The following is a 26,554-nucleotide window of genomic DNA, read 5'->3' as shown; positions in this document are numbered from 1 at the left end:
GCGCCATGACCCACCGCACCACCGCCGCCGACCGGTCCGGGCACGCCCCGGCCGGGGCCGCGGGATGCGTACGGGCGGTCACGACGGCCCCGCCCACGGCCGGTGCGGCCGAGCCCGCCATCCCTCACCCGGGTGAGGCCGGGCCGGTAGGCTGTGCCCCGATGTTCCCGCTCACCATGACCGCCAGGGACCCCTACGCCCGCCTCGCGCGCGGGTGCCGTCCCCGTGGCTGCCGGGCGCCCGCGCGCCGGGTCCACGGGCGCCGGGTCCGCTACGTCATCGGTGACGAGCCGGGCCAGGTGAACGGCATGCGATGGCCCCGACCCGTGTCACCCGCGGTGAGCTGAGCCGGTCTCCGCCGCGCACCGGGTGACGCCTGTCCACCGGAGGACGAGTACCGCCGCGCCTTGCCCGGCGGTTCCGCACGAGCGGCCGCCCGCGGCGGCCCCGCGGCCCTCGTCCCCGGTGACGTCCCGTTCCGGGCCTCTCATCGTCCGTTCGACATCGGGGCCGTGCCCCTGTGAGGTAGACGCATGTCCAGCGAGTTCTTCATTCCCGACCCGGAGGGTCAGGTCCCCAGCGCCGAGGGGTACTTCGGCGCGTACGGCGGCAAGTTCATCCCGGAGGCGCTGGTCGCCGCCGTGGACGAGGTCGCCGTCGCGTACGACAAGGCGAAGGCCGACCCCGAGTTCGCGCGCGAGCTCGACGACCTGCTCGTCCACTACACCGGCCGGCCCAGCGCGCTCACCGAGGTGCCCCGGTTCGCCGAGCACGCCGGTGGCGCCCGGGTCTTCCTCAAGCGGGAGGACCTCAACCACACCGGCTCCCACAAGATCAACAACGTGCTGGGGCAGGCCCTGCTGACCAAGCGGATGGGCAAGACCCGGGTCATCGCCGAGACCGGCGCGGGCCAGCACGGCGTCGCCACCGCCACCGCCTGCGCGCTGTTCGGCCTCGACTGCACCATCTACATGGGGGAGATCGACACCCAGCGGCAGGCCCTCAACGTGGCCCGCATGCGCATGCTGGGCGCCGAGGTCGTCGCCGTGAAGTCCGGCTCCCGCACCCTCAAGGACGCCATCAACGAAGCGTTCCGCGACTGGGTCGCCAACGTCGACCGCACCCATTACCTGTTCGGCACGGTCGCCGGCCCGCACCCCTTCCCCGCCATGGTCCGCGACTTCCACCGGGTCATCGGCGTCGAGGCACGGCGGCAGCTGCTGGAGCGCGCCGGGCGGCTGCCCGACGCCGCCGTCGCCTGCGTGGGCGGCGGCTCCAACGCCATCGGTCTCTTCCACGCCTTCATCCCCGACGCCTCCGTCCGGCTGATCGGCTGCGAGCCCGCGGGCCACGGTGTCGAGACCGGCGAGCACGCGGCGACCCTGACCGCCGGTGAGCCGGGCATCCTGCACGGCTCGCGGTCGTACGTCCTCCAGGACGAGGAGGGGCAGATCACCGAGCCGTACTCGATCTCGGCCGGTCTGGACTACCCGGGCATCGGCCCCGAGCACGCCTACCTCAAGGACAGCGGCCGCGGGGAGTACCGCGCGGTCACCGACGACGCGGCCATGCAGGCGCTGCGTCTGCTGTCGCGCACCGAGGGCATCATCCCGGCGATCGAGAGCGCCCACGCGCTCGCCGGCGCCCTGGAGGTCGGCAGGGAGCTGGGCCGGGACGGGCTGATCGTGGTCAACCTGTCCGGGCGCGGCGACAAGGACATGGACACCGCGGCCCGCTACTTCGGTCTCTACGACGAGGGCACCGACGCCGAGGTCGCCGCCAACGCCGCCGACACCGCGGAGATCGAGGGGGACGCCAAGTGAGCGGGAACATCCAGCTGTTGAGTGACACCCTCGCCGCCGCCAGGGCGGAGGGGCGGTCCGCGCTCATCGCCTACCTGCCGGCCGGGTTCCCGACCGTCGACGGCGGTATCGCGGCCGTCAAGGCCGTCTTCGAGGGCGGCGCCGACATCGTCGAGGTCGGCCTGCCGCACAGCGACCCGGTCCTCGACGGGCCCGTCATCCAGACCGCCGACGACATCGCCCTGCGCGGCGGCGTGCGCATCGCGGACGTGATGCGCACGGTGCGCGAGGCCCACGAGGCCACCGGCAAGCCCGTCCTCGTCATGACGTACTGGAACCCCATCGACCGCTACGGCGTCGAGCGGTTCACCGCCGAGCTGGCGGAGGCCGGCGGCGCGGGCTGCATCCTGCCCGACCTGCCCGTCCAGGAGTCGGCGCTGTGGAGGGAGCACGCCGAGAAGCACGGCCTCGGCACGGTCTTCGTCGTCGCGCCCAGCAGCAAGGACGCCCGTCTCGCCGAGATCACCGCGGCGGGCAGCGGCTTCGTCTACGCCGCCTCGCTGATGGGCGTCACGGGCACCCGGGAGTCGGTCGGCGAGCAGGCCCAGGACCTGGTGCGGCGCACCCGGGCCACCGGCACCGGGCTGCCGGTCTGCGTCGGCCTCGGTGTCTCCAACGCCGAGCAGGCCGCCGAGGTCGCCGGGTTCGCCGACGGCGTGATCGTCGGCTCCGCGTTCGTGAAGCGGATGCTGGACGCCCCGGACGAGGCGGCCGGCCTGGACGCCGTGCGGGAGCTGGCCGGCGCCCTCGCCAAGGGCGTGCGCCGGAGCGCGTGACGGAAGCGTCCGCCCCGGCGGACGAGGGGAGCGTGACGTTCACCCGTTTGTCGTACGGGGACTGCGGGACGTTACGGTCATCCGCTCACTCGAAGGGGTGGATGTGGGACCGGGGAGGCGCGGTGCGCCTCCCCGGTTCGTTCTGCGGGATGTGAGCGAGAAGAACCGTGAGGGAAAGCGCACCGCCCGTGAGCGGCTGGCGGAGGAGCGCGAGAAGCAGAAGGCCGCCGAGAAGCGCCGTCGGGCGTTGATCGTGGGCGCCTCGGTGGTGGGTGTCCTGGGGCTGGCCGCCGTGATCGGCGTCGTCGCGGCGAACGCGGGCAAGGACGACGGCGGCGGCGCCTCGGGCCCGGTCGTGGCGCCCTCGGGGGCCAACGGCGAGAACAGCCTCGCGCTCCCCGTCGGGGCCGCCGGCGCCAGGTCCACCCTCACGGTCTGGGAGGACTTCCGCTGCCCGGCCTGCAAGTCCTTCGAGGACGCGTACCGCTCGACGATCCACGAACTGACCGACGCGGGCCTGCTGAAGGTGGAGTACCGCCTCGTCACGCTGATCGACGGGAACATGGGCGGCAGCGGCTCCCGCAAGGCCGCCAACGCCGCCGCGTGCGCGCAGAACGCCGGCAGGTTCCCCGCCTACCACGACGTGCTCTACCAGAACCAGCCGCCCGAGACCGACGACGCCTTCTCGCGGAACAGCAGGCTCATCGACCTGGCGAAGAAGGTCGACGGCCTGGACACCGAAACGTTCCGCACCTGCGTGCGGAACGGCACACACGACGCCTGGGTCGCGAAGTCGAACGAGGCATTCCAGAAGGGCGGCTACGGCGGCACCCCGAGCGTCTTCCTCAACGGCACCAACATCTACGCCGACCAGTCGATGACCCCGGCCAAGCTGAAGCAGATGGTGGAGAAGAACGCTCAGGGGTGAGACCGCGGGACGCCCGGGAGCCACGGGAACCCCTGTGGCGTCCGGGAGTTCGCGGTGCGGCGTTATGGACCCGTTGCCAGGCCGCCCGCCGTCGGCCGGGCCCGGCAGGGTAGCGTCGACCCTGTCATGGAACTTGCCTACATTCCCAGCCCGTCGCGCGGGGTGCTGTACCTCGGCCCGGTCCCGCTGCGCGGCTACGCCTTCTGCATCATCATCGGTGTCTTCGTAGCCGTCTGGCTCGGCAACAAACGCTGGGTCGCGCGGGGCGGGCGCGCCGGCACGGTCGCCGACATCGCGGTCTGGGCCGTTCCCTTCGGCCTGGTCGGCGGCCGGCTCTACCACGTGATCACGGACTACGAGCTGTACTTCAGCGAGGGCCGTGACTGGGTGGACGCCTTCAAGGTCTGGGAGGGCGGCCTCGGCATCTGGGGCGCGATCGCCCTCGGCGCCGTCGGCGCGTGGATCGGATGCCGCCGCCGTGGCATCCCGCTGCCCGCGTACGCCGACGCCATCGCGCCGGGCATCGCCCTCGCCCAGGCGATCGGGCGATGGGGCAACTGGTTCAACCAGGAGCTGTACGGCAGGCCGACGGATCTGCCGTGGGCCCTGGAGATCACGTCCTCCACGGACGGCCGGATCCCGGGCACCTACCACCCGACCTTCCTGTACGAGTCGCTGTGGTGCATCGGCGTCGCGGTGCTGGTCATCTGGGCCGACCGGCGCTTCCGGCTCGGGCACGGGCGGGCGTTCGCGCTGTACGTCGCCGCGTACTGCGCGGGGCGGTTCTGGATCGAGTACATGCGGGTCGACGAGGCGCACCACATCCTGGGCCTGCGGCTCAACAACTGGACCGCGCTGCTCGTGTTCGTGCTCGCCGTGGTCTACATCGTGCTGTCGGCCCGTAAGCGGCCGGGACGCGAGGAGATCGTCGAGCCGGGCGCCGGTGACGGCGACGACGACTCCACCGCCGGGGTGAAGGACACGGACACGCAGTCCGAGAAGACCGAGTCCGAGAAGACCGAGTCCGAGAAGCCCACGAAGACCGTGGGTGAGGCGTCCGACTCCGGTGAGCCCGCGGACAAGGCGTCCGGGACGGCCGAGGCGAAGGCGGACACGAAGGTCGAGACGGGCAAGAAGGTCGAGACCGAGGCCAAGCAACCGAAGGTCTCGGACGCGCCGCAGGCCGCCGAGAAGAGCTGACGCCTCGCTCCGAGCGCGATGATCCGCCGCCTCGCGACGGACGTTCCCCGCCCACCCGCCTCGTCAGGCGGGTGGGCGTTCGGCTTTCCGGGGCCCGCGACCGCTCAGGGGCGCGTGGCGCGCTGGGCGAGGGTCAGGGTCCGGCGGGCCTGCGCCAGGATCGCCGGGTCGATGAAGTGCCCCGTGGGCAGCGCCTGGGCACCGGGCCGCGCTGCGGCGGCCTCGACGATGCGCTCGGCCGACTCGATCTCCGCCGGGGTCGGCGCGTAGGCGCGTTCGATGACCGGGAGCTGGCGGGGATGGATCGCGGCCCGGCCGAGGAACCCCAGGGCACGGCCGTGCGCGCAGGAGCGGGCCAGGCCGTCGAGGTCCCTGATGTCCGGGTGGATGGACTGCGCGGGCGGGGGCAGCCCCGCCGCGCGGGCCGCGACGATCACCCGGGAGCGGGGCCAGTCGAGCGCCCGGTCGTCGCGGACGCCGAGGTCGGCGCGGAGGTCCGCCTCACCGAGCGCGACGCCCCGCACCGACGGGTGCGCGGCGGCGATCTCGTACGCCCGCTCCACGCCGATCGCCGACTCCAGCAGGGGGTGGAGGGGCAGCGCCCCACCGTCCGCGGGCGCGGCGTGCTCCGCGACGCGCACCACGTCGGCGGCGGCCGAGATCTTCGGCAGACGGAGGGCGCCCAGGCCGCGGAGCGGCGCCAGCGCCTTGAGGTCGTCCACGGCGTGCACGGTGTCCAGGGCGTTCACCCGGACGTGGACGGGGACCTGCAGGGGCTCCGACAGCAGCTCGGCGGTGGCGGACCGGGCGTACTCCTTGCGGTCGGGCGCGACCGCGTCCTCCAGGTCGACGATCACGACGTCCGCGCCCGAGGCCAGCGCCTTGGCCACCACCTCGGGGCGGTCACCGGGGACGTACAGCCAGGTCAGCGGGACGGAGGTGACGGAGGCGCCGGAGGGCCGGGCGGTCACAGGGCGCCCTCCTCGCGGAGGGCCGCGATGTCCGTGCCGGTCAGACCCAGCTCGGTGAGGACCGAGTCCGTGTCCGCGCCGTGCGGGCGGCCCGTCCAGCGGATGGCGCCCGGTGTCGCGGAGAGCCGGAACAGGACGTTCTGCATGCGCAGCGGGCCCAGCTCGGGGTCGTCGACGGTGGTGATGGTGTCGAGTGCCCGGTACTGGGGATCGGTCATCACCTCCCGTACGTCCTGGATGGGGGCGACCGCCGCCTCCGCCTTCTCGAAGGACTCGACGACCTCCTCGCGGGTGTGGCGGGCGATCCACGCGCCGACCGCCTCGTCGAGGACGTCCGCGTGGCGGGCCCGCTCCGCACCCGAACCGAACCACGGCTCGTCGATCAGCTCCGGGCGTCCGACCAGGCACATCACCCGCTCCGCGACGGACTGGGCGGAGGTCGACACGGCCACCCAGGAGCCGTCCGCGGTGCGGTAGGTGTTGCGGGGCGCGTTGTTCGCGGAGCGGTTGCCCGTGCGGGGCTGGACGTGGCCCAGCTGGTCGTACCAGAGGGGCTGGGGACCGAGGAGGGTGAGGATCGGCTCGATGATCGCCATGTCCACGGTCTGCCCCTCGCCCGTACGGTCGCGCGCGGCGAGCGCCGTCATCACCGCGTACGCCGTCGCCAGGCCCGCGATGGAGTCGGCGAGGCCGAACGGTGGCAGCACCGGCGGGGCGTCCGGCTCCCCGGTGATCGCGGCGAACCCGCTCATCGCCTCGGCGAGCGTGCCGAAGCCGGGGCGGCGCGCGTACGGGCCGAACTGGCCGAAGCCGGTCACGCGGGCCAGCACCAGACGCGGGTTGACGGCGGACAGCTCCGGCCAGCCGAGGCCCCATCGCTCCAGGGTGCCGGGGCGGAAGTTCTCGATGATCACGTCGGAGGTGGCGGCGAGCCGCAGGAGGGTGTCCCGGCCGCCCGGCGTCGACAGGTTCAGCGTCAGGGTGCGCTTGTTGCGGCCGAGGAGTTTCCACCACAGGCCCACGCCGTCCTTGGAGGGGCCGTGGCCACGGGACGGGTCGGGCTTGGTGGGGTGCTCGACCTTGATGACCTCCGCGCCGAAGTCGCCGAGCATCGTGGCGGCGAGGGGGCCGGCGAAGAGAGTGGCGAGGTCGAGGACGCGCAGATCGCGCAGCGGGGGGTCGTACGCCTGGGTCATGAGCGGCGGATCTCCCGGTGGGTGAGGTGGGCGAGGGCGTCGAAGCCGATGCCGTCGAAGTCGGCGACCGAGGTGGCCAGACGGTTCTTGAGGGGCGCCGTCCACCGGTCGGGGAGCGCCCGCGGGGAACCGGCCAGGAGGCCGGCGACGCTGCCCGCCGTGGCGCCGTTGGAGTCGGTGTCCCAGCCGCCCGACACCGCGCGGCAGACGGAGGCGGTGAAGTCGCCGTCCGCGTGGGCGAGGGCGGCGGTCAGCAGGGCCGTGTTGGGGAGGGCGTGGACCCAGTGGTGGTCGGCGTAGGTGGTGTGGAGTGCGTCGACGACCCGGTCGAAGTCCCGCTCCTCGGCGGCCAGGCTCAGGGCGTGGCGGACCGCTCCGGCGAGACGGGACCGCTCGGGGACCACCGTGAGTCCGGTCCGCAGGCAGTGGTGGACGTCGTGGGCGCCGGTGGCGGCCTCGGCGATCACGGCGGCCACGAACATCGCCGCGTACACGCCGTTCGCGGTGTGGGTGAGGGTGGCGTCGCGGTGGGCCTGTTCGGCTGCTGCCGCCGGGTCGCCCGGGTGGGTCCAGCCGTGGACGTCGGCGCGGATCAGGGCGCCGATCCACTCGCGGAACGGGTTGCGGTGGCGGGCGGTGCGGGGTGGCTCGACGCCGCTGAGCAGGTTGCGGTAGGCGACGCGTTCGGCGGTGAAGACACGACCCGCGGGGAGTTCGTCGAGCCACAGGGCCGCCACGTCGGCGGTGGTGAAGCCGGGGCCGTGCCGCTGGAGCAGGAGCAGGTTGAGGAGCGGGTAGTTGAGGTCGTCGTCCTCGGGCATCCCGTCGATGTTCTCGGCGAGGGAGGTGTGCGCCGAGCGGCGGTTCCACGGGTGGGCGCGCAGCAGGTCGTCGGGGACGCCCCGGGCGGTGAAGTACGTGTGCAGCGGCCAGTTCCCGGCGGCCCCGGCGAGCTGCCGGATCGCGGTGAGGGGCAGCTTCTCGACCGGTTTGCCGAGGAGGCAGCCCACGGCCCGGCCCAGCCAGGCTGCCTCCAGGGCCGCCGGATCCCCGGCCGCCGCGTCGGCGGCGCTGCCGCGCGCGGTGGGCCAGTCGGGGCACAGGGCCTTGATCCGGTCGAGTTCCGTCGGCTCCCGGTCGCCCGACTCGCTCGGCAGGTCCGCCAGTTCGTCCAGTAGGTCCTCGGCCAGCAACCGCAGGTAACGGGAGGCCGGTTGGGGGGAGGCGCCGGCGCGGGGCGGGGCCGGGGGGCCGCCCGCGTTCTTCCAGCGGGTGGCGATCGCGCCGGCCGCCCGGCCGTCCTGGGCGGCCTGCTGGAGTTCGTGGCCGAGGAGGTCCTCGGGCTGCACCCAGGTGAGGCGGAGGGCGGTCACCGGGTGCCCGCCAGGGCGGTGAACGCGGCCTCGTGGGCGCGGCGGCGGCGTACGTCCCGCTCGTGGACCTCCAGGGCGACCTCCGTCAACGCCGCCGCGGGGGCGTGCAGATCCAGGCGGCTCGCCTCGGCGACCGTCTTCGCCCAGTCCGCCGGCACGTCCGAGCCCAGCGCCCCGGCCAGGGCGCCCGTCATCGTGGCGATGGAGTCGCAGTCGCGGCCGTAGTTCACCGCACCCAGTACCGCGTGGCGGTAGTCGCCGCGCGCCACCAGCAACATGCCGAGCGCGACGGGGAGTTCCTCGATGGCGTGGAGCCGGGAGGGGCGGCGGGCGCCGAGGGAGGGGGCGCGGTAGTCCGGGCCGACCGTGTCGAAGGGCGTCACCGCCTCCCGCAGCGGCCTCAGCGCCGACTCGAAGTCCGCGTACCGGGACGCCACCTCGCACACCGCCTCGATCGCGGCGCGCGTGCCGTCCTTCGCCAGCCGCACGCAGGCGTCGACCACCGACCGCGCGGTGGCGCCCGGCGCGCACGCCGCCGCGACGGCCGCCGCGAACACGCCCGCCGCCTCCCTGCCGTACGACGACTGGTGGGCGCCCGCGACGTCGAGGGCCTCGGCGTACGCGCCCCTCGGGTCGGCCGCGTTGACCAGGCCGACGGGTGCCATGTACATCGCGGCACCGCAGTTGACGATGTTTCCGGTGCCGGCCTCGCGGGGGTCGACATGGCCGTAGTGCAGCCGGGCCACCAGCCACTTCTCGGCGAGGAAGACCCGCTGCAGGGGGAGGGCCTCCGCCTCCAGCTCCGGGATCCAGCGCGGGGTGGTCATCAGGTCGTGGACCAGGTGCTCGGCGATCGCGTACGCGTCGAGGTGGTCGCGGACCCGCTCGTACACCCGCACCAGCGCGTGGGTCATCAAGGTGTCGTCGGTGACGTGGCCGTCGCCCTTGTGGTACGGGGCGATGGGGCGTGCGGTGCGCCAGTCGTCGCCGTTCCAGGGGCCGACGATGCCGTGGACGCGGCCGCCGTGGCGTTCGAGGATCTGCTCCGGGGTGTAGCCCTCGACGGGGCCGCCGAGGGCGTCGCCGACGGCGGCACCGACCAGAGCGCCGGTGATGCGTTCCTCCAGACCCGCGGCGGAATGCGGTACTGCGTGGCGATGAGGTTCGATGGGGGGCGTCATGCCCGAATCATCCTCCAGGGACGGCGAGTTCCGTGGCTGCGAGGAGTTCGGCGAGGTGTACGAGATCCGTACCGGTGAGGCGGGGGAGCGCGCAGCCGGAGAGGGTGCGGCAGGCGTCCCGCCAGGTGTCGGGGACGGTGGTGGCGCCGCCGAGCGCGCCGGTCAGGGCGCCGGCGAGCGCGGGGGCGGAGTCGGCGACCCGGGAGAGGCAGGCGGCGGCGGGAACGGCCTCGGCGATCCGGCCGCGGGCGGCGGTGGCGAGGGCGAGGGCGACGGGGACCGTCTCGGCGGCGGCGATGCCGTAGCTGTAGACGTGGTCGACGATCTGGTGCTCCAGCAGCGGCACGAGAGCGAACGTTCCTTCTCCCCGGTGGCGGTGGGCCAGGTCCAGGGCGTGGCGGGCGTTTCGGCCGATCTCCGTCGCCGCGGGGAGCTCGGCGAGGGCCGCCTCGGCGCACGCGCCGACGTCGGCGCCGGCGAGTGCGAGCGCGAGGGCCGCGGCCATCGCGCGGGCGCCGTGCACGCCGTCGCCGTCCTGGGTGTAGCGGGCGTCGAACTCGGCGAGTCCGGCGGCGCCCTCGGGGTCGCCCGGGTGGGCCACCGCCAGCACGCAGGCGCGTACGCAGGCCGCGTCGTCGAAGTAGTGCGGGTTGTCGTGGCCGGTGGCGGGCGGCCGCAGGCCGGCGGCGAGGTTGCCGAGTCCGGCGCGTACGGAGATGCGGGCGCGCAGCGGGAGCACGGCGGACTCGACCTCGGGAGCGCGCTCCGCCGCCGCGGCGATCTCGCTGGCGACGGTGTTCCAGGACAGGTCGATGGAGGCGCGGGTACGGCGCTCCAGACTCAGGTCGCCGAGCGCGGCGGCGTCCCCGGCGCGCAGCAGCGCCTCGGCGGCGAACGCCGCCCACTCCGCGTCGTCGGAGGGGCCGAGGCGGAGCGGCTCGGGGGGCTGGTTGAGGGCGATCGGGACGGGGAGGGTGGTCGTCGCGTTCTGCTCCGCGAAGGTGTCGAGTTCGCGGGTGAGGCGGCGGGTCCACTCGGGCATACGGGCGGCGCGGTGCCGGGCGGCGGGCCAGCCGGCGGCGTCGCCCGCGGCGAGACCGAGCAGGAGGCCCTCGATCCGGGACCGGGGCGCGGCGGGGCGTGTCGCCTCCGAGGTCTCCACCGTCGGCGTCGGCGTCGCGGCCGGTGTCGGGCCGGCCGCGGTGAGGGTGAGGGGCGCGCCGGTCGGGCCCTCGTCCCAGGGGCTCGGGGGGTTCATGGCTGGGGCTCCTCCTCGGGCGCCGCGGCGTGGGCGGACGGGGTGGGCCGGCTCGCGAGGAGGGGGCCGGTGATCCACTTGGCGCAGTCGTCCGGGGTGAGCAGCTCGGCCACGTCCAGGACGTGGTGGCCGGCCATGGAGGGCAGGCAACTGCCCCGTGCGGGGCCGATGGGCGTCGTCCACTCCGCGGGGATGGACGAGGCGCCGCGCGTGGCGCCGGCCAGAGCGCCCGCCACGGCCGCGGTGGTGTCCGCGTCGCGTCCCATGTTGACCGCGGTGAGCACGGACTCCGTGAAGTCGCCGTCGGCCGCCGCGTACGCGCCGAACGCGAGCGCGACCGCCTCCGGGGCCAGGTCCGTCCACGGGTAACCGCCGATGACCACGGCGGAACGCACCGCGCGCTCCCCCCGGTGGGCGACGGCGACGGCGCGGCGCAGCGAGCGCGCGGTCCAGGAGTCGTCCGGGACGACGGCCAGCGCGCAGGCCACGACCGAGATGGTCGGCGCGCCCGCCATCGCCGCCGCCACACCCGCCGCGACCGCCTGGCCCCCGTAGATGCCCTCCCCGTCGTGACTGACCGAGCCGTCGATGGCGACCAGCCGGGCCGCCTCGGCGGGGCGGCCCGCCGCGAAGACGCCGAAGGGGGCCGCGCGCATCGCCAGACCGTCGCTCCAGGCGTGCCGGTGCTGTGCGGAGATGGGGGCGGCCAGGCCCCGGCGGAGGTTCTCCAGGGTGCCGCGCTCGCTGAAGCCGGCGCCCCGGAACGGGCCCTCGTCCCGGTCCGCGATCCACTGGTGCCAGGCCGTCTCCACATGGCTGACGGTGAGCGCGGAGCCGTGCCGGGCCAGCAGCAGCCCGGAGAAGATGGCGTACTCGGTGTCGTCCGTGCCCGCGGGGTTCTCGGCGACGTACCCCGTGATGCGGCCCCAGCGGGCGCGGATCTCGGAGGGCTTCATGTTCTCCGCGGGCGCCCCCAGCGCGTCCCCGACGGCGAGCCCGAGCATGGCGCCGCGCGCCCGCTCACGGAGACCGGTGGCGTCACCCGGCAGCGGGGCCGGGGGGACGCAGGCGATCGAAGGCATGGGACGCCTCTCTGGCCCGAGGGCCGGTCCAGCGGAACATGTCGAGGGGTGTCGAGGGGTGTCTACGAAGGTCGAGGGATGTCGAGGGGGTCCGCGGGGTTCCGTGGGTGGGGCTCCGAGGGGGTGAGGGGTTGGTGCGGCTGCTCGGTGGTGGGGGTGGGGCGGCGGTGTCCGGGCCGTTGCGGCCGGTGCGTCGCCGGGTGGTACGGCCACCCGGGGTGCCCGGACCGGTGTGCCGGTGGCCCCGGTGGTGTCGGGGTGCGGCGCCCGCGGCGATCCCGTGGTGCCGGTGGCGCCCCGGTGCCCCGTGCGTGCTCCGACCGGTGGGTCCCGCGGCACTGCGGGCAGGTGATCCGTTCTGAAGATCTCGCTGTGAGGATCTCTGCCACATCGCGTGCCCGACCGGGTCAGGGAAGGCTCCGGTATCACCCGGTCGACATCTGTGCGGGGTCTTGTACGAATGAGCGGCGCTGATTCCTCGAACAGTCGCGAGGGCCCGCCCGGACGTCACCGGCCCGCCCGCCCGGTGGCCCCGAACTCCCCCTCAAGCGCGGGTAAGTACGGCCTTCCTTGCTGGCAGAAGCGATTTTCCGAGCCTATGTTCGACGTATGGCGATCATTGACACCGAAGCAGCGCTCCATGTGGCGCACCGTGACAACCACACCCACCGTGACGTGAACGGCGGCTGGCTGCGGCCCGCCGTGTTCGGGGCGATGGACGGACTCGTGTCCAACCTGGCGCTGATGACCGGTGTCGCCGGCGGGACGGCCGGCCGGGAGGCGGTCGTCGTCGCCGGGCTCGCGGGGCTGGCCGCCGGCGCCTTCTCGATGGCGGCCGGCGAGTACACCTCCGTGGCCTCGCAGCGCGAACTCGTCGAGGCGGAACTGGACGTCGAACGGAGCGAGTTGCGCAAGCACCCCAAGGACGAGGAGCGGGAGCTGGCCGCCCTCTACGAGGCCCGCGGCGTCGAGCCCGACCTGGCCCGCGAGGTCGCGAGACAACTCTCCCGCGACCCCGAGCAGGCCCTGGAGATCCACGCCCGCGAGGAGCTGGGCATCGACCCCGGTGACCTACCCTCGCCCACCGTCGCCGCCGTGTCGAGCTTCGGCTCCTTCGCCCTCGGCGCCCTGCTGCCCGTGCTCCCGTACCTGCTCGGCGCCCACGTGCTGTGGCCCGCGGTGCTGGTGGCGTTGCTGGGACTGTTCGCCTGTGGTGCCCTGGTGGCGAAGGTGACGGCGCGGAGCTGGTGGTTCAGCGGGCTGCGCCAGCTGGCTCTCGGTGGTGCCGCGGCCGGTGTGACGTACGCCCTGGGCACGTTGTTCGGTGCGGCCGTATGATGAATCGGATGGCTACGTATGCGAGGGGCCGCATAAGTAGTCGTTACCGGGCGGTTTCGAATGCTTAACCACTGGGCATGAGCCGTAAGCGCCGCCGGCAATGACGCCTGCACCGCACCCTGCCGCAGGGAGCGACGACGCCCCCCGCACATCGAGTCGAAGGACATGGATCTGTCCGGCTGGCTCCCCCTGCCTCCCGCCACCGCGTGCCGCACCCGCTCAGCGCCCCGGCGTCCGCATGGTGGAACGAACTATCCCGGTTCCCGAGAACCGCTCCATCATGTAACCTGCACGAAATTTTGCACTCCGCGCAGAGGGCCAACGTCGTCCCTCGGCAACTGCACATGCCACATGACGACGACGGGAGAGCCGATGCGTACGCCGCGCCAGCCGTCCCAGCACTCCGCGAATGGCCAGAAGTGGTCTTTCATGGATGCTCGCCCTGCTGCGCAGGGTATGTACGACCCCCGCAACGAGCGCGACGCCTGTGGCGTCGGCTTCGTGGCCACCCTCACCGGCGAGGCGAGCCATGCGCTGGTCGAGCAGGCGCTCACCGTTCTGCGCAACCTGGAACACCGCGGGGCCACCGGCTCCGAGCCGGACTCCGGCGACGGCGCCGGCATCCTCTCCCAGGTGCCCGACGGCTTCTTCCGTGAGGTGGCCGGATTCGAGCTGCCCGAGGCCGGCGCTTACGCGGTCGGCATCGCCTTCCTGCCGCAGGACGGAGCCGACGACGCGGCCGCCCGCATCGAGGCCATCGCCGCCGAGGAGGGCCTGACCGTCCTCGGCTGGCGCGAGGTGCCCGTCGCGCCCGAGCTGCTCGGCGCCACGGCCCGCTCGACGATGCCCGCCTTCCGTCAGGTCTTCGTCACCGACGGCGCCGCGGTGCCCGCCACCGACATCGACCTCGACCGCAAGACGTTCGTGCTGCGCAAGCGCGCCGAGCGCGAGGTCGACGTCTACTTCCCGTCGCTGTCCGCGCGGACCATCGTCTACAAGGGCATGCTGACCACCGGCCAGCTGGAGCCCTTCTTCCCGGACCTGTCCGACCGCCGCTTCGCCTCCGCGATCGCGCTCGTGCACTCCCGGTTCTCCACGAACACCTTCCCGTCGTGGCCGCTCGCCCACCCGTACCGTTTCGTCGCGCACAACGGCGAGATCAACACGGTCAAGGGCAACCGCAACTGGATGGTCGCCCGCGAGTCCCAGCTCGCCTCCGACCTGTTCGGCCCGCAGGACAAGCTGGAGCGGATCTTCCCGATCTGTACGCCGGACGCCTCCGACTCGGCGTCCTTCGACGAGGTGCTGGAACTGCTCCACCTCGGTGGCCGTTCCCTGCCGCACTCCGTGCTGATGATGATCCCGGAGGCGTGGGAGAACCACGACTCCATGGACCCGGCCCGCCGCGCCTTCTACCAGTTCCACTCCACGATGATGGAGCCCTGGGACGGCCCGGCCTGCGTCACCTTCACCGACGGCCGTCAGGTCGGCGCGGTCCTCGACCGCAACGGACTGCGCCCCGGCCGCTACTGGGTCACCGACGACGGCCTCGTCGTCCTCGGCTCCGAGGTCGGCGTCCTCGACATCGACCCCGCGAAGGTCGTCCGCAAGGGCCGCCTGCAGCCCGGCCGCATGTTCCTCGTCGACACCGTCGAGCACCGCATCATCGAGGACGACGAGATCAAGGCCGGCCTCGCCGCCGAGCACCCGTACGCGGAGTGGCTGGAGGCCGGCGAGATCGAGCTGTCCGACCTGCCCGAGCGCGAGCACATCGTGCACACCCACGCCTCGGTCACCCGCCGCCAGCAGACCTTCGGGTACACCGAGGAGGAGCTGCGCGTCATCCTCGCGCCGATGGCCAAGGCCGGCGCCGAGCCGATCGGCTCCATGGGCACCGACTCGCCCATCGCCGCGCTGTCCTCCCGCCCCCGGCTGCTGTTCGACTACTTCACCCAGCTGTTCGCGCAGGTCACCAACCCGCCGCTGGACGCCATCCGCGAGGAGCTCGTCACCTCGCTGCGCTCCTCGCTGGGCCCCGAGGGCAACATCCTGGAGCCGAGCGCCGCGTCGTGCCGCAGCGTCACCCTGCCCTTCCCGGTGATCGACAACGACGAGCTGGCCAAGCTCATCCACATCAACGCCGACGGCGACATGCCCGGCATGAAGGCCGCCACGCTCTCCGGCCTGTACCGGGTCTCCGGCGGCGGTGACGCCCTCGCCGCGCGTATCGAGGAGATCTGCGCCGAGGCCGACGCCGCCATCGAGAACGGCGCCCGGCTGATCGTCCTGTCGGACCGCCACTCGGACGCCGAGCACGCGCCGATCCCGTCGCTGCTGCTCACCGCGGCCGTCCACCACCACCTCATCCGCACCAAGCAGCGCACCCAGGTGGGCCTGCTGGTCGAGGCCGGCGACGTCCGCGAGGTCCACCACGTCGCCCTGCTGATCGGCTACGGCGCCGCCGCCGTCAACCCGTACCTGGCGATGGAGTCCGTCGAGGACCTCGTCCGCGCCGGGACGTTCCTGTCCGGTATCGAGCCCGAGCAGGCCATCCGCAACCTGATCTACGCCCTCGGCAAGGGCGTCCTGAAGGTCATGTCGAAGATGGGCATCTCCACCGTGGCCTCCTACCGCGGCGCCCAGGTCTTCGAGGCCGTCGGCCTCGCCGACGACTTCGTCGAGAAGTACTTCAACGGCACCGCCACCAAGATCGGCGGCGTCGGCATCGACGTCATCGCCAAGGAGGTCGCCGCCCGCCACGCCAAGGCGTACCCCGCCTCCGGCATCGCCCCGGCGCACCGCGCCCTGGAGATCGGCGGCGAGTACCAGTGGCGCCGCGAGGGCGAGCCGCACCTGTTCGACCCGGAGACGGTCTTCCGCCTCCAGCACTCCACGCGCGCGGGCCGCTACGACATCTTCAAGAAGTACACCGAGCGGGTGAACGAGCAGTCCGAGCGGCTGATGACGCTGCGCGGCCTGTTCGGCTTCCGGTCGGACCGGCAGCCGATCCCCCTCGACGAGGTCGAGCCGGTCTCCGAGATCGTCAAGCGGTTCTCGACCGGCGCCATGTCGTACGGCTCCATCTCCCAGGAGGCGCACGAGACCCTCGCCATCGCCATGAACCAGTTGGGCGGCAAGTCCAACACCGGTGAGGGCGGCGAGGACCCCGAGCGCCTGTACGACCCGGCGCGCCGGTCGTCCATCAAGCAGGTCGCCTCCGGCCGCTTCGGTGTGACCTCCGAGTACCTGGTCAACGCGGACGACATCCAGATCAAGATGGCCCAGGGCGCCAAGCCCGGTGAGGGCGGCCAGCTGCCCGGCCACAAGGTGTACCCGTGGGTCGCGAAGACGCGTCACTCGACGCCGGGCGTGGGCCTCATCTCCCCGCCGCCGCACCACGACATCTACTCCATCGAGGACCTTGCGCAGCTGATCCACGACCTCAAGAACGCCAACCCGCAGGCCCGCATCCACGTGAAGCTGGTCTCCGAGGTCGGCGTCGGCACGGTCGCGGCCGGTGTGTCCAAGGCCCACGCGGACGTCGTGCTCATCTCCGGTCACGACGGCGGCACCGGCGCCTCCCCGCTGACCTCCCTGAAGCACGCGGGCGGCCCCTGGGAGCTCGGCCTCGCCGAGACCCAGCAGACCCTGCTGCTCAACGGCCTGCGCGACCGCATCGTCGTGCAGACCGACGGCCAGCTGAAGACCGGCCGTGACGTGGTCGTCGCCGCTCTGCTCGGCGCCGAGGAGTTCGGCTTCGCGACCGCGCCGCTCGTCGTGTCCGGCTGCGTCATGATGCGCGTCTGCCACCTCGACACCTGCCCCGTCGGCATCGCCACCCAGAACCCGGTCCTGCGCGACCGGTTCTCCGGCAAGGCCGAGTACGTCGTGAACTTCTTCCGGTTCATCGCCGAGGAGGTCCGCGAACTCCTGGCCGAGCTGGGCTTCCGCTCCATCGAGGAGGCCGTCGGCCACGCCGAGGTCCTCGACGTGGAGCGGGCCGTCGACCACTGGAAGGCGCAGGGCCTGGACCTGGAGCCGCTGTTCCACGTGCCCGAGCTGCCCGAGGGCGCGGTGCGCCACCAGCTGATCGAGCAGGACCACGGCCTGGAGAAGGCGCTCGACAACGAGCTGATCAAGCTCGCCGCGGACGCCCTGGCCGCCTCCGACGCGACCGAGGCCCAGCCCGTGCGCGCCCAGGTCAAGGTCCGCAACATCAACCGCACGGTCGGCACCATGCTCGGCCACGAGGTGACGAAGAAGTTCGGCGGCGCGGGCCTGCCCGACGACACCATCGACATCACCTTCACCGGTTCCGCGGGCCAGTCCTTCGGCGCCTTCCTCCCGCGCGGTGTCACGCTGCGCCTGGAGGGCGACGCCAACGACTACGTCGGCAAGGGCCTCTCCGGCGGCCGGGTCATCGTCCGCCCGGACCGCGGCGCCGACCACCTCGCCGAGTACTCGACGATCGCCGGCAACACCATCGCCTACGGCGCGACCGGCGGCGAGCTGTTCCTGCGCGGCCGTACCGGTGAGCGGTTCTGCGTCCGCAACTCCGGCGCGCTGGTCGTCTCCGAGGGCGTGGGCGACCACGGCTGCGAGTACATGACCGGCGGTCACGCGGTCGTCCTCGGCGAGACGGGCCGCAACTTCGCGGCCGGTATGTCCGGCGGCGTCGCGTACGTCATCGACCTCGACCGCGACAACGTCAACGTCGGCAACGTGGACGCCGTCGAGGCGCTCGACGACACCGACAAGCAGTGGCTGCACGACGTGGTGCGCCGCCACGCCGAGGAGACCGGCTCCACGGTCGCCGGGAAGCTGCTCGCGGAGTGGGACGAGGCCGTGACCCGCTTCAGCAAGATCATCCCCAGCACGTACAAGGCAGTGCTCGCCGCCAAGGACGCCGCCGAGCGAGCCGGTCTCTCCGAGACCGAGATCACCGAGAAGATGATGGAGGCGGCGACCAATGGCTGATCCCAAGGGCTTTCTCAACCACGGCCGCGAGGTCGCCAAGTCCCGGCCCGTCGACGTCCGCCTGAAGGACTGGAACGAGGTCTACGTCCCGGGTTCGCTGCTGCCGATCATCTCGAAGCAGGCGTCCCGCTGCATGGACTGCGGCATCCCCTTCTGCCACAACGGCTGTCCGCTGGGGAACCTCATCCCCGAGTGGAACGACTACGCCTACCGCGAGGACTGGGCGGCCGCCTCCGAGCGCCTGCACGCCACCAACAACTTCCCGGAGTTCACGGGCCGCCTCTGCCCGGCCCCGTGCGAGTCGGCGTGTGTGCTCGGCATCAACCAGCCGGCCGTCACCATCAAGAACGTCGAGGTCTCGATCATCGACAAGGCGTGGGACAGCGGCGACGTCGCGCCCCAGGCCCCGGAGCGCCTGTCCGGCAAGACGGTCGCGGTCATCGGCTCCGGCCCGGCGGGTCTCGCGGCGGCGCAGCAGCTGACGCGGGCCGGTCACACGGTCGCCGTGTACGAGCGTGCCGACCGCGTGGGCGGTCTGCTCCGCTACGGCATCCCCGAGTTCAAGATGGAGAAGCGGCACATCAACCGCCGCATCGAGCAGATGCGCGCGGAGGGCACCCGCTTCCGCACGGGCATCGAGATCGGCCGCGATCTGAAGGCGACCGACCTGAAGAAGCGGTACGACGCCGTCGTGATCGCCGCCGGCGCCACGACCGCGCGCGACCTGCCGGTGCCCGGCCGTGAGCTGAACGGCATCCACCAGGCCATGGAGTACCTGCCGCTGGCCAACAAGGTGCAGGAGGGCGACTTCGTGGCGCCCCCCATCACGGCCGAGGGCAAGCACGTCGTGGTCATCGGCGGCGGCGACACCGGCGCGGACTGCGTGGGCACCGCCCACCGCCAGGGCGCGGCCTCCGTCACCCAGCTGGAGATCATGCCGAAGCCGGGCGAGGAGCGTGCCCCGCACCAGCCGTGGCCGACCTTCCCGATGCTCTACAAGGTCACCTCCGCGCACGAGGAGGGCGGCGAGCGGGTCTACTCCGTCTCCACCACCCACTTCGAGGGCGACGAGGACGGCAACGTCCAGTGGCTGCACCTCGTCGAGGTCGAGTTCGTCGACGGCAAGCTGACGCAGAAGCCGGGCACGGAGCGGAAGATCCCCGCCCAGCTGGTCACCCTCGCGATGGGCTTCACCGGCACCGACCGGGAGAACGGCCTGGTCGAGCAGTTCGGCCTGGAGCTCGACGAGCGCGGCAACATCGCCCGCGACGCCGACTTCCAGACCAACGTGCCGGGCGTCTTCGTCGCCGGTGACGCGGGCCGCGGCCAGTCGCTCATCGTGTGGGCGATCGCGGAGGGCCGCTCGGCCGCCCGCGGCTGCGACCGCTTCCTGACGGGCGCGAGCGACCTGCCGGCCCCGATCCGCCCGACGGACCGCGCTCTGACGGTCTGACCACCGCACCGACCGCACCCACCGGGTGACCTCCGGGTCACCCCCCATACGTCCCGTACAACGGCGTACGGAACACCTGATGGCGCCTGCCCGCCAGTCCCCGACCGGACGACTGGGCAGGCGCTGTCGCATGTGCGGACGCGCCGGGGCGGCGCGCCCGCGCGCTCAGCCCGTCATCGCCGCGACCTTGCCCACCGCCAGCACCAGCAGGAGCGTGAGGACCACCGCGCAGGCGCTCGCCTGGACGAGGACACGGCGGCGGTCGCGGGGGGCGTAGGCGTAGGCGAGGGCGATGAGGCCGCCGGTGAGGAGGCCGCCGAGGTGCCCCTGCCAGGAGGTGACGACCGCCGAGAGCACCAGCCAGATCAGCAGGCCCGCCATGAAGCGGTTGATGCCGCGGGGGTCGGCGCCGAGGCGGCGGGCGAGGACGTAGTACGCGGTGCAGACACCGAAGAGCGCGCCGGAGGCGCCGACCGTACGGGCGTCCGGGGCGAGGAGGAGGACCAGCACCGAACCGCCGAGCGCGGACAGGAGGTAGAGGGCGAGGTAGCGGACGCCTCCCAGCTGGGCCTCGACGATCCGGCCGACGTTCCACAGCGTGACCATGTTCATCACGATGTGGAGGACGCCGAACGTGCCCTCGGCGGGCGGGAGATGGAGGAACGCCCCGGTGAGGAGGCGGTACCACTCGCCGTCGACGACGCCCTCGGGATGGAAGCCGGACGGGTAGACGGCCTGCCACACGTAGTGCAGGCCGTCCGGCCCGGCGAGGCCCCGCCCCAGCACCGCGAAGTCGTCCACGACCGACGGGCGGACCACCTCCGCGAGGTAGGCGAGGACGTTGAGGCCGATGAGGACGTACGTCACCAGCGGCACCGCGGAGATCCGGCCGCCGAAGGCGGTGCGGGCCTGACGGACGCTCCGGGCGCCGTCCCTCACGCACTCGGGGCACTGGTGGCCCACGGCCGCCTCGTGCATGCAGTCGGGGCAGATGAAGCGGTCGCAGCGTGTGCAGCGGACGTACGCCTCCACCTTGGGGTGGCGGTAGCAGGTGGTGACGGTGGGCTCGGACGACGACGGGGACTCGGGTTCCACGGCCGGCTCCTTGGGGGTGCGGACTGATGACGAGCCGGTGAGGACGGCGGCGAACAAAATAGCGAACGATCGGGGGTGAAGGATGGCGGGGAGGCGCATGGGGGCGCGTGCAGGGGCGTTGGAGGGCATCAGGGGGGTGTTCGGGACGATCCCGTCGCTCACGGCCTGCTCACGCCGTAGCCTCGGGGGCCCGTCGACCCCGTACGCCAGGAGGGCCCGCATGCCCGCGATCAGTCTCAGCAAGGTGCGGGAGACCGCCCCCGCGCTCGTGGACCTCTACAAGGCCGCCGGGGCCTCCCTCGACCGGCACGGGCTGCGCGGACAGCGGGCCGCCGTGTACCTCGTCGTCGACCACAGCGGCTCCATGCGGCCGTACTACAAGGACGGCAGCGTGCAGGCCCTCGCCGACCGGGTGCTCGGGCTGTCCGCGCAGCTCGACGACGACGGGATCGTGCCGGTCGTCTTCTTCTCCACCGGCGTCGACGCCGTCACGGAGATCGGGCTCGCCGACCACCGCGGCCGGATCGAGCGGATCGTGTCCGGGCTCGGGCACATGGGGAGGACCGACTACCACGTGGCCATGGACGCGGTCATCGACCACTACCTCGACTGCGGCGCCGAGGACCCCGCCCTCGTGGTGTTCCAGACGGACGGCGGCCCCACCAGCAGGCTCGCCGCCGAACGGTACGTGTGCAAGGCCGCGCGGCTGCCCCTGTTCTGGCAGTTCATCGGCTTCGGGGACCCGGACAGCCGGCAGTTCGACTTCCTGCGCCGGCTCGACGAGTTGGCCGTGCCCGGCAAGCGGGTCGTCGACAACGCCGGTTTCTTCCACGCCGGTTCGGATCCCGGCGCGCTGTCCGACGCGGACCTGTACGACCGGCTGCTGGGCGAGTTCCCGAAGTGGCTGGTGCAGGCGCGGGCGCGGGGGATCGTCGCCCAGCGGTCCGCCGGGACGTGACACCGGGTGCCTCACGGCCGTGCGACCGGCGTCATCAACCGGCCCCGCAGGAGCGCCCGCGGCTCACCGGCGGCGCCCACCGCTGAGCACCGTCTCCCGGCAGGCGTCCGGCGACCCCCACGCCGACCGCAGCGCACGGGCCCTGGTCAGCCACAGCGACAGGTCGTACTCCGCGGTGTAGCCGATCGCGCCGTGCGACTGCAGCGCCGTGCGCGCGGCCCGGTACGCCGCCTCGCAGGCCATGACCTTGGCGGCGGCCACGTCCGCCGGGTCCAGGGTGACCGCCGCGCCGAACACCAGCGGGCGCGCGAACTCCAGGGCCACCTTCGCGTCGGCCAGCCGGTGCTTCACCGCCTGGAACGAGCCGACGGGCACCCCGAACTGGGTGCGCTGCCGCACGTACGCCACCGTCCTGTCCAGGAGGGCGAGGCCGACGCCGAGGGCCTGCGCGGCGACCGCGAGCCGCGCCCACAGGACCGCTCGGGCGACGGGCGCATCGGTGGCGAGGAGTTCACCGCCGGGGGAGAGGGGCGTCGGGCGGCGCGCCGGGTCCAGGGACGGGCGGACCGGGCCGTGACCGGGGCACAGCCGCAGCCCGGACCCGCTCAGGGACAGCCGGGTGGTCGCCGCGTCACCGTCCAGCGCGTACGACGACCCCGGCGGCGTGACCGTGGCCATCGCCTCCCCCGACACCAGAGCCGGGAGCAGCCGCTTCGCCGGGCCCGGATCGTCCAGCCCGGCGAGGAGCACCGTGGCCGCCACCGTCTCCACGAGCGGGCCCGGTACCACGTGCCGCCCCAACTCCACGAAAGCGACCGCCAGTTCGACGGGCAGCGGGCCCACCCCCTCGTACGCCTCGGGCGCCGCCAGCGCGAACACGCCGGCCCCCGCGACCCGCGCCCACAACGCCCGCCCCGCCGCACGCTCCCCACGGGCCCAGGCCCGCACGACCGCCGGGGTGTCCGCGGCCGTCAGCATCGCGTCCAGCGAGGCGGCGAACGCCCGCTGCTCGGCGTCGAGGAGGAAACGCATCAGCGACGCCCCCTCGGCAGCCCCAGCAGGCGCTCGGCGACGATGTCCCGCTGGATCTCGTTGGTGCCGGCGTAGATCGGGCCCGCCAGGGAGAAGACATAGCCCTCGGACCAGTCGGTGTCCGCGAACTCGCCCTCCTCGCCCAGCAGTTCCAGCGCCGTCTCGTGCAGGCCGATGTCGTACTCCGACCAGAACACCTTGTTGAGACTGGACTCCGGGCCCAGGGACCCGCCGTCGAGGAAGCGGGAGGCGCTCGCCCAGGTGAACAGCTCGTAGGCGCGGGCACCGATCAGCGCGTCGGCCACCCGGTCACGGGCCGCCGCCGGGCGGCCCCGGGCCTCCCACAGGTCGCGCAACCGCTCCGCGGAGGCGAGGAAACGGCCGGGGGAGCGCAACGTCAGCCCGCGCTCGTTGCCGGCCGTCGACATCGCGATCCGCCAGCCCTGCCCCGGCTCGCCGACGACGTCCTCGTCCGGGACGAACACATCGTCCAGGAACAGCTCCGCGAAGGCCGGCTTCCCGTCGAGGCGGCCGATCGGGCGGACCGTCACCCCGGGCGCACGCAGGTCGAACATCAGGTACGTCAGCCCCTGATGCGGCTTCGCGGTGCCCGGCTCGCTGCGGAACAGCCCGAACGCGCGGTCCGCGAAGGCCGCGCGCGACGACCAGGTCTTCTGGCCCCGGAGCAGCCAGCCGCCGTCCGTGCGCACCGCACGCGAGGTCAGCGAGGCAAGATCCGAACCGGCCTCCGGCTCCGACCACGCCTGAGCCCACACCACCTCACCCGACGCCATCGGCGGCAGCACGCGCGCCCGCTGCTCCTGCGTACCGTGGTCGAACAGGGTCGGAGCGAGCAGGTTGACGCCGTTCTGCCCGACCCGGCCGGGGGCGCCCGCCGCGTGGTACTCCTCCTCGAAGATCAGCCAGCGCGCCAGACCCGCGTCCCGGCCCCCGTAGGCGGCCGGCCAGTTCACCACCGACCAGCGGTCGGCGGCCAGTTCGGCCTCCCACGCGCGGTGGGCGGCGAAGCCCTCCTCGGTCTCCAGGGAGGGCAGCGGAACGGACGGCACGTGCGCCCGCAGCCAGGCACGGGCCTCGGCACGGAACGCCTCGTCGGCGGGGGAACGGGTGAGGTCCACGGGGTCACCTCTCTCCGGGCAAGCACCCAACCTTCCCTAACAAGTGTTTGGTAGGTTAGCGTGCCCTCATGACGAACGTCGAGCCTGCGGCCTACGTACCCGCCCATGGCCTCCTGCGCGGCCGTACCGCCGTCGTCACCGCGGCGGCCGGCACGGGCATCGGCGGGGCGACCGCGCGTCGCTTCCTGGAGGAGGGCGCCCGCGTCCTGATCAGCGACGCGCACCCCCGCCGGCTCAAGGAGCACGAGGCCCGGCTGGCCGGGGAGTTCGGCGCGGACGCGGTCGCCGCGACGGCGTGCGACGTGACCGACGAGGACCAGGTGCGGGCCCTGTTCGACACGGCCGTCCACCTGCACGGACGCCTCGACGTCGTCGTCAACAACGCCGGCCTCGGCGGCACCTGCGACCTCGTCGACATGACCGACGAGCAGTGGTCCAAGGTGCTCGACGTGACCCTCAACGGCACGTTCCGCTGCACCCGGGCCGCCCTGCGGCACCTGCGGGGGACCGGCGGCGTGATCGTCAACAACGCCTCCGTCGTCGGCTGGCGCGCCCAGGCCGGGCAGGCGCACTACGCGGCGGCGAAGGCCGGCGTGATGGCGCTGACCCGCTGCGCGGCCGTCGAGGCCGCCGCGTACGGGGTGCGCGTCAACGCCGTGTCGCCCAGCCTCGCCATGCACCCGCACCTCGCGAAGGTGACCACCCCCGACCTGCTCGCGGAACTCACCGCACGCGAGGCCCTCGGGCGGTACGCCGAACCCTGGGAGGTGGCCAACGTGATCGTGTTCCTCGCGTCCGGCTACTCCTCCTACCTGACGGGCGAGGTCGTGTCCGTCAGCAGCCAGCACCCTTGAGGACAATGAACAGCGTGCCGACCAAGAAGAAGCCCCAGGTGACCGCCGCCCCCGCCCGCCGTCGTGAACTCCTCGACAGGGCGGCCGAGGTCTTCGCCGAGCAGGGGTACAACGCCACCACCGTCCGCAGGATCGCGGACGACGCGGGCATGCTCGCGGGCAGCCTCTACTACTACTTCGACTCCAAGGACGCGATGCTCGAGGAGATCCTGCGGACCTTCCTCGACGAGCTCTGGGAGCAGTACGACACCGTCCTGGCCGCCGGACTGGGGCCCAGCGAGACCTTCCGGTCCCTGGTCACCGAGTCGTTCCTGGCCATCGACCGGCACCGCGCCGCCGTCGAGATCTACCAGAACGAGGCCAAGCAACTGATCGCGCAGGAACGCCGGTTCGGGTTCCTGGAGGTGTCACAGCGCAAGTTCGAACAGACCTGGCTGTCCACGCTGGAACGCGGGGTCGCCGAGGGGGAGTTCCGGGCCGACCTGGACACGAAGGTCACCTACCGGTTCGTGCGCGACACCGTCTGGGTCGCCGCCTCCTGGTACCGGCCCGGCGGGCAGTACAGCCCGGAGCAGATCGCCCGGCAGTACCTGTCGATGGTGCTGGACGGGATCGCCGTACGTACCTGACCACCAACTCAAGCCCAGAGTCCGGGAGTCGCCATGGCCGAGGCCTATATCGTCGAAGCGGTCCGTACACCCGTCGGGCGGCGCGGAGGAGGGCTCGGCACGGTGCACCCGGCCGACCTCGGCGCGCATGTGCTGACGGCGCTCGTCGCGCGGGCGGGCGTGGACCCCGCCGCCGTGGAGGACGTCGTCTTCGGCTGCCTGGACACCGTGGGACCCCAGGCCGGCGACATCGCCCGCACCAGCTGGCTGGCCGCCGGACTGCCCGAGGAGGTGCCGGGCACCACCGTCGACCGGCAGTGCGGCTCCTCCCAGCAGGCCGTGCACTTCGCCGCCCAGGCCGTCCTGTCCGGCACCCAGGACCTCGTCGTCGCCGGCGGCGTCCAGAACATGACGATGGTCCCCATCGCCTTCGCCTCCCGCCAGGCCGCCGTGCCCCTCGGCCTCACCGAGGGCCCGTTCGCCGGCAGCGAGGGCTGGCGCGCCCGCTACGGGGACCGGCCCGTCAACCAGTTCGCCGGCGCCGAGATGATCGCCGCCACATGGGGCATCACCCGCCGCGACCAGGAGGAGTACGCCCTGCGCTCCCACCGGCGGGCCGTACGGGCCCTCGACGAGGGCCGCTTCGAGCGGGAGACCGTGCCCTACGGGGACGTGAGCGTCGACGAGGGGCCGCGCCGCGACACCTCCCTGGAGAAGATGGCCGCGCTGAAACCCGTCATCGACGGGGGCACCGTCACCGCCGCCTGCTCCTCCCAGGTCTCCGACGGCGCCGCCGCGCTGCTGCTGGCCTCCGAGCGGGCCGTCGAGGAGCACGGGCTCACCCCGCGCGCCCGCGTCCACCACCTGTCCGTGCGCGGCGAGGACCCCATCCGGATGCTGACCGCGCCGATACCGGCGACCGCGTACGCCCTGAAGAAGGCCGGCCTCCGCCTCGACGCGATCGACCTCGTCGAGATCAACGAGGCGTTCGCACCCGTCGTCCTCGCCTGGCTGAAGGAGACGGGCGCCGACCCGGAGAAGGTCAACGTCAACGGCGGCGCCATCGCCCTCGGACATCCGCTGGGCGCGACCGGCGCCAGGCTCATGACGACCCTCCTGCACGAACTGGAGCGCACCGGGGGCCGCTACGGCCTGCAGACCATGTGCGAGGGCGGCGGCCAGGCGAACGTGACCGTCATCGAACGGTTGTGAGACACGCGGGCCCGGCCTTCCGTCGCGGCCCGTCGCGGCCCGTCGCGGCCCGTCGCGGGGC

General features: G+C 73.1%; 21 protein-coding genes. 12 read left to right on the top strand and 9 right to left on the bottom strand.

All coding sequences use genetic code 11. The annotated features are described in order from the left end of the window. Positions 1–5: 5 nt before the first annotated feature. From trpM to lgt, 5 genes are all read left to right on the top strand, one after another. A complete protein-coding gene (gene trpM / locus GSY65_RS34655) occupies positions 6–347 on the top strand; it encodes a tryptophan biosynthesis modulator TrpM (protein WP_417159086.1) in 342 nt (113 codons plus the stop codon). 186 nt (positions 348–533) lie between these two features. Further along, positions 534–1,823, top strand: a complete 1,290-nt coding sequence (gene trpB, locus GSY65_RS08860) for a tryptophan synthase subunit beta (RefSeq protein WP_159766802.1) — start codon at positions 534–536, stop codon at positions 1,821–1,823. Then, positions 1,820–2,638 (top strand): tryptophan synthase subunit alpha, encoded by an 819-nt coding sequence (gene trpA / locus GSY65_RS08855; protein ID WP_159766801.1) that lies wholly within the window; start codon positions 1,820–1,822, stop codon positions 2,636–2,638. The genes trpB and trpA overlap by 4 nt, the downstream gene beginning before the upstream one ends. Positions 2,639–2,789: 151 nt before the next feature. Further along, complete coding sequence (locus tag GSY65_RS08850) at positions 2,790–3,566, top strand: DsbA family protein (protein WP_201452483.1); 777 nt, start codon at positions 2,790–2,792, stop codon at positions 3,564–3,566. Positions 3,567–3,692: 126 nt separating this feature from the next. Then, positions 3,693–4,766 carry a prolipoprotein diacylglyceryl transferase gene (gene lgt, locus GSY65_RS08845; protein ID WP_159766799.1) on the top strand — a complete coding sequence of 358 codons (1,074 nt, stop codon included), beginning with the start codon at positions 3,693–3,695 and terminating at the stop codon, positions 4,764–4,766. A gap of 104 nt (positions 4,767–4,870) precedes the next feature. On the opposite strand, the gene GSY65_RS08840 is transcribed toward lgt, so the two are convergent. Genes GSY65_RS08840 through GSY65_RS08815 form a run of 6 tightly spaced genes read right to left on the bottom strand, consistent with a single transcriptional unit; the run spans position 4,871 to position 11,827 of the window. Next, on the bottom strand, positions 4,871–5,737 hold the full coding sequence (locus tag GSY65_RS08840) for an HpcH/HpaI aldolase/citrate lyase family protein (RefSeq protein ID WP_159766798.1): 867 nt from the start codon (positions 5,735–5,737) through the stop codon (positions 4,871–4,873). Then, complete coding sequence (locus GSY65_RS08835; protein WP_159766797.1) at positions 5,734–6,933, bottom strand: CaiB/BaiF CoA transferase family protein; 1,200 nt, start codon at positions 6,931–6,933, stop codon at positions 5,734–5,736. The genes GSY65_RS08840 and GSY65_RS08835 overlap by 4 nt, the downstream gene beginning before the upstream one ends. After that, entirely contained in the window at positions 6,930–8,306 is a 1,377-nt protein-coding gene (locus GSY65_RS08830) for an ADP-ribosylglycohydrolase family protein (RefSeq protein ID WP_159766796.1), read from the bottom strand. Before GSY65_RS08830 ends, GSY65_RS08835 begins: the two co-directional genes overlap by 4 nt. Continuing rightward, the gene (locus tag GSY65_RS08825; protein ID WP_159766795.1) at positions 8,303–9,487 is read right to left on the bottom strand and encodes an ADP-ribosylglycohydrolase family protein; all 1,185 of its coding nucleotides are present in this window, start codon (positions 9,485–9,487) and stop codon (positions 8,303–8,305) included. Before GSY65_RS08825 ends, GSY65_RS08830 begins: the two co-directional genes overlap by 4 nt. 7 nt (positions 9,488–9,494) lie before the next feature. Then, positions 9,495–10,745, bottom strand: a complete 1,251-nt coding sequence (locus GSY65_RS08820; protein ID WP_159766794.1) for an ADP-ribosylglycohydrolase family protein — start codon at positions 10,743–10,745, stop codon at positions 9,495–9,497. After that, complete coding sequence (locus GSY65_RS08815; protein WP_159766793.1) at positions 10,742–11,827, bottom strand: ADP-ribosylglycohydrolase family protein; 1,086 nt, start codon at positions 11,825–11,827, stop codon at positions 10,742–10,744. The genes GSY65_RS08820 and GSY65_RS08815 overlap by 4 nt, the downstream gene beginning before the upstream one ends. A gap of 609 nt (positions 11,828–12,436) precedes the next feature. Between GSY65_RS08815 and GSY65_RS08810 the strand changes: the two genes are divergently transcribed. From GSY65_RS08810 to GSY65_RS08800, 3 genes are all read left to right on the top strand, one after another. Continuing rightward, positions 12,437–13,165, top strand: a complete 729-nt coding sequence (locus GSY65_RS08810; protein ID WP_159766792.1) for a VIT1/CCC1 transporter family protein — start codon at positions 12,437–12,439, stop codon at positions 13,163–13,165. A gap of 372 nt (positions 13,166–13,537) precedes the next feature. Further along, complete coding sequence (gltB, locus tag GSY65_RS08805; RefSeq protein ID WP_159775719.1) at positions 13,538–18,142, top strand: glutamate synthase large subunit; 4,605 nt, start codon at positions 13,538–13,540, stop codon at positions 18,140–18,142. Further along, positions 18,135–19,595: a glutamate synthase subunit beta gene (locus tag GSY65_RS08800; protein WP_159766791.1), complete on the top strand. Its 1,461-nt coding sequence runs from the start codon at positions 18,135–18,137 to the stop codon at positions 19,593–19,595. The genes gltB and GSY65_RS08800 overlap by 8 nt, the downstream gene beginning before the upstream one ends. A 165-nt stretch (positions 19,596–19,760) precedes the next feature. Here the strand turns inward: GSY65_RS08800 and GSY65_RS08795 are convergent, their stop codons facing one another. Continuing rightward, on the bottom strand, positions 19,761–20,690 hold the full coding sequence (locus GSY65_RS08795; RefSeq protein WP_159766790.1) for a rhomboid family intramembrane serine protease: 930 nt from the start codon (positions 20,688–20,690) through the stop codon (positions 19,761–19,763). Positions 20,691–20,910: 220 nt separating this feature from the next. Here GSY65_RS08795 and GSY65_RS08790 point away from each other — a divergent pair, with 220 nt between their 5' ends. Continuing rightward, positions 20,911–21,648, top strand: a complete 738-nt coding sequence (locus GSY65_RS08790) for a vWA domain-containing protein (RefSeq protein WP_159766789.1) — start codon at positions 20,911–20,913, stop codon at positions 21,646–21,648. A 63-nt stretch (positions 21,649–21,711) separates the two neighbouring features. Here GSY65_RS08790 and GSY65_RS08785 read toward each other — a convergent pair whose 3' ends face one another. After that, entirely contained in the window at positions 21,712–22,680 is a 969-nt protein-coding gene (locus tag GSY65_RS08785) for an acyl-CoA dehydrogenase family protein (RefSeq protein WP_159766788.1), read from the bottom strand. Next, positions 22,680–23,819, bottom strand: coding sequence for an acyl-CoA dehydrogenase family protein (locus tag GSY65_RS08780; RefSeq protein WP_159766787.1), 1,140 nt, complete (start codon positions 23,817–23,819; stop codon positions 22,680–22,682). The genes GSY65_RS08785 and GSY65_RS08780 overlap by 1 nt, the downstream gene beginning before the upstream one ends. A gap of 68 nt (positions 23,820–23,887) precedes the next feature. Between GSY65_RS08780 and GSY65_RS08775 the strand changes: the two genes are divergently transcribed. Genes GSY65_RS08775 through GSY65_RS08765 form a run of 3 tightly spaced genes read left to right on the top strand, consistent with a single transcriptional unit; the run spans position 23,888 to position 26,493 of the window. Continuing rightward, the gene (locus GSY65_RS08775; RefSeq protein WP_159766786.1) at positions 23,888–24,673 is read left to right on the top strand and encodes an SDR family oxidoreductase; all 786 of its coding nucleotides are present in this window, start codon (positions 23,888–23,890) and stop codon (positions 24,671–24,673) included. A 14-nt stretch (positions 24,674–24,687) separates the two neighbouring features. After that, on the top strand, positions 24,688–25,302 hold the full coding sequence (locus GSY65_RS08770) for a TetR/AcrR family transcriptional regulator (RefSeq protein WP_055540542.1): 615 nt from the start codon (positions 24,688–24,690) through the stop codon (positions 25,300–25,302). Positions 25,303–25,335: 33 nt separating this feature from the next. Next, positions 25,336–26,493, top strand: coding sequence for an acetyl-CoA C-acetyltransferase (locus tag GSY65_RS08765; protein ID WP_159766785.1), 1,158 nt, complete (start codon positions 25,336–25,338; stop codon positions 26,491–26,493). Positions 26,494–26,554 lie beyond the last annotated feature (61 nt).

This window comes from Streptomyces sp. HM190 (assembly GCF_009857135.1).
Lineage (GTDB): Bacteria > Actinomycetota > Actinomycetes > Streptomycetales > Streptomycetaceae > Streptomyces > Streptomyces heilongjiangensis.
Note: the sequence above shows the minus strand (reverse complement) of the source record. Positions and strands in the feature narration are given on the sequence as shown.

Bases quoted from the DNA above. Each gene is read 5' to 3' on its own strand.
- GSY65_RS08775 (WP_159766786.1), top strand. From the start codon at position 23,888: ATGACGAACGTCGAGCCTGCGGCCTACGTACCCGCCCATGGCCTCCTG.
- GSY65_RS08800 (WP_159766791.1), top strand. From the start codon at position 18,135: ATGGCTGATCCCAAGGGCTTTCTCAACCACGGCCGCGAGGTCGCCAAG.
- GSY65_RS08825 (WP_159766795.1), bottom strand. From the start codon at position 9,487: ATGACGCCCCCCATCGAACCTCATCGCCACGCAGTACCGCATTCCGCC.
- lgt (WP_159766799.1), top strand. From the start codon at position 3,693: ATGGAACTTGCCTACATTCCCAGCCCGTCGCGCGGGGTGCTGTACCTC.
- GSY65_RS08820 (WP_159766794.1), bottom strand. From the start codon at position 10,745: ATGAACCCCCCGAGCCCCTGGGACGAGGGCCCGACCGGCGCGCCCCTC.
- GSY65_RS08790 (WP_159766789.1), top strand. From the start codon at position 20,911: ATGCCCGCGATCAGTCTCAGCAAGGTGCGGGAGACCGCCCCCGCGCTC.
- GSY65_RS08815 (WP_159766793.1), bottom strand. From the start codon at position 11,827: ATGCCTTCGATCGCCTGCGTCCCCCCGGCCCCGCTGCCGGGTGACGCC.
- GSY65_RS08765 (WP_159766785.1), top strand. From the start codon at position 25,336: ATGGCCGAGGCCTATATCGTCGAAGCGGTCCGTACACCCGTCGGGCGG.
- trpM (WP_417159086.1), top strand. From the start codon at position 6: ATGACCCACCGCACCACCGCCGCCGACCGGTCCGGGCACGCCCCGGCC.
- trpB (WP_159766802.1), top strand. From the start codon at position 534: ATGTCCAGCGAGTTCTTCATTCCCGACCCGGAGGGTCAGGTCCCCAGC.
- GSY65_RS08835 (WP_159766797.1), bottom strand. From the start codon at position 6,933: ATGACCCAGGCGTACGACCCCCCGCTGCGCGATCTGCGCGTCCTCGAC.
- GSY65_RS08785 (WP_159766788.1), bottom strand. From the start codon at position 22,680: ATGCGTTTCCTCCTCGACGCCGAGCAGCGGGCGTTCGCCGCCTCGCTG.
- GSY65_RS08810 (WP_159766792.1), top strand. From the start codon at position 12,437: ATGGCGATCATTGACACCGAAGCAGCGCTCCATGTGGCGCACCGTGAC.
- gltB (WP_159775719.1), top strand. From the start codon at position 13,538: ATGCGTACGCCGCGCCAGCCGTCCCAGCACTCCGCGAATGGCCAGAAG.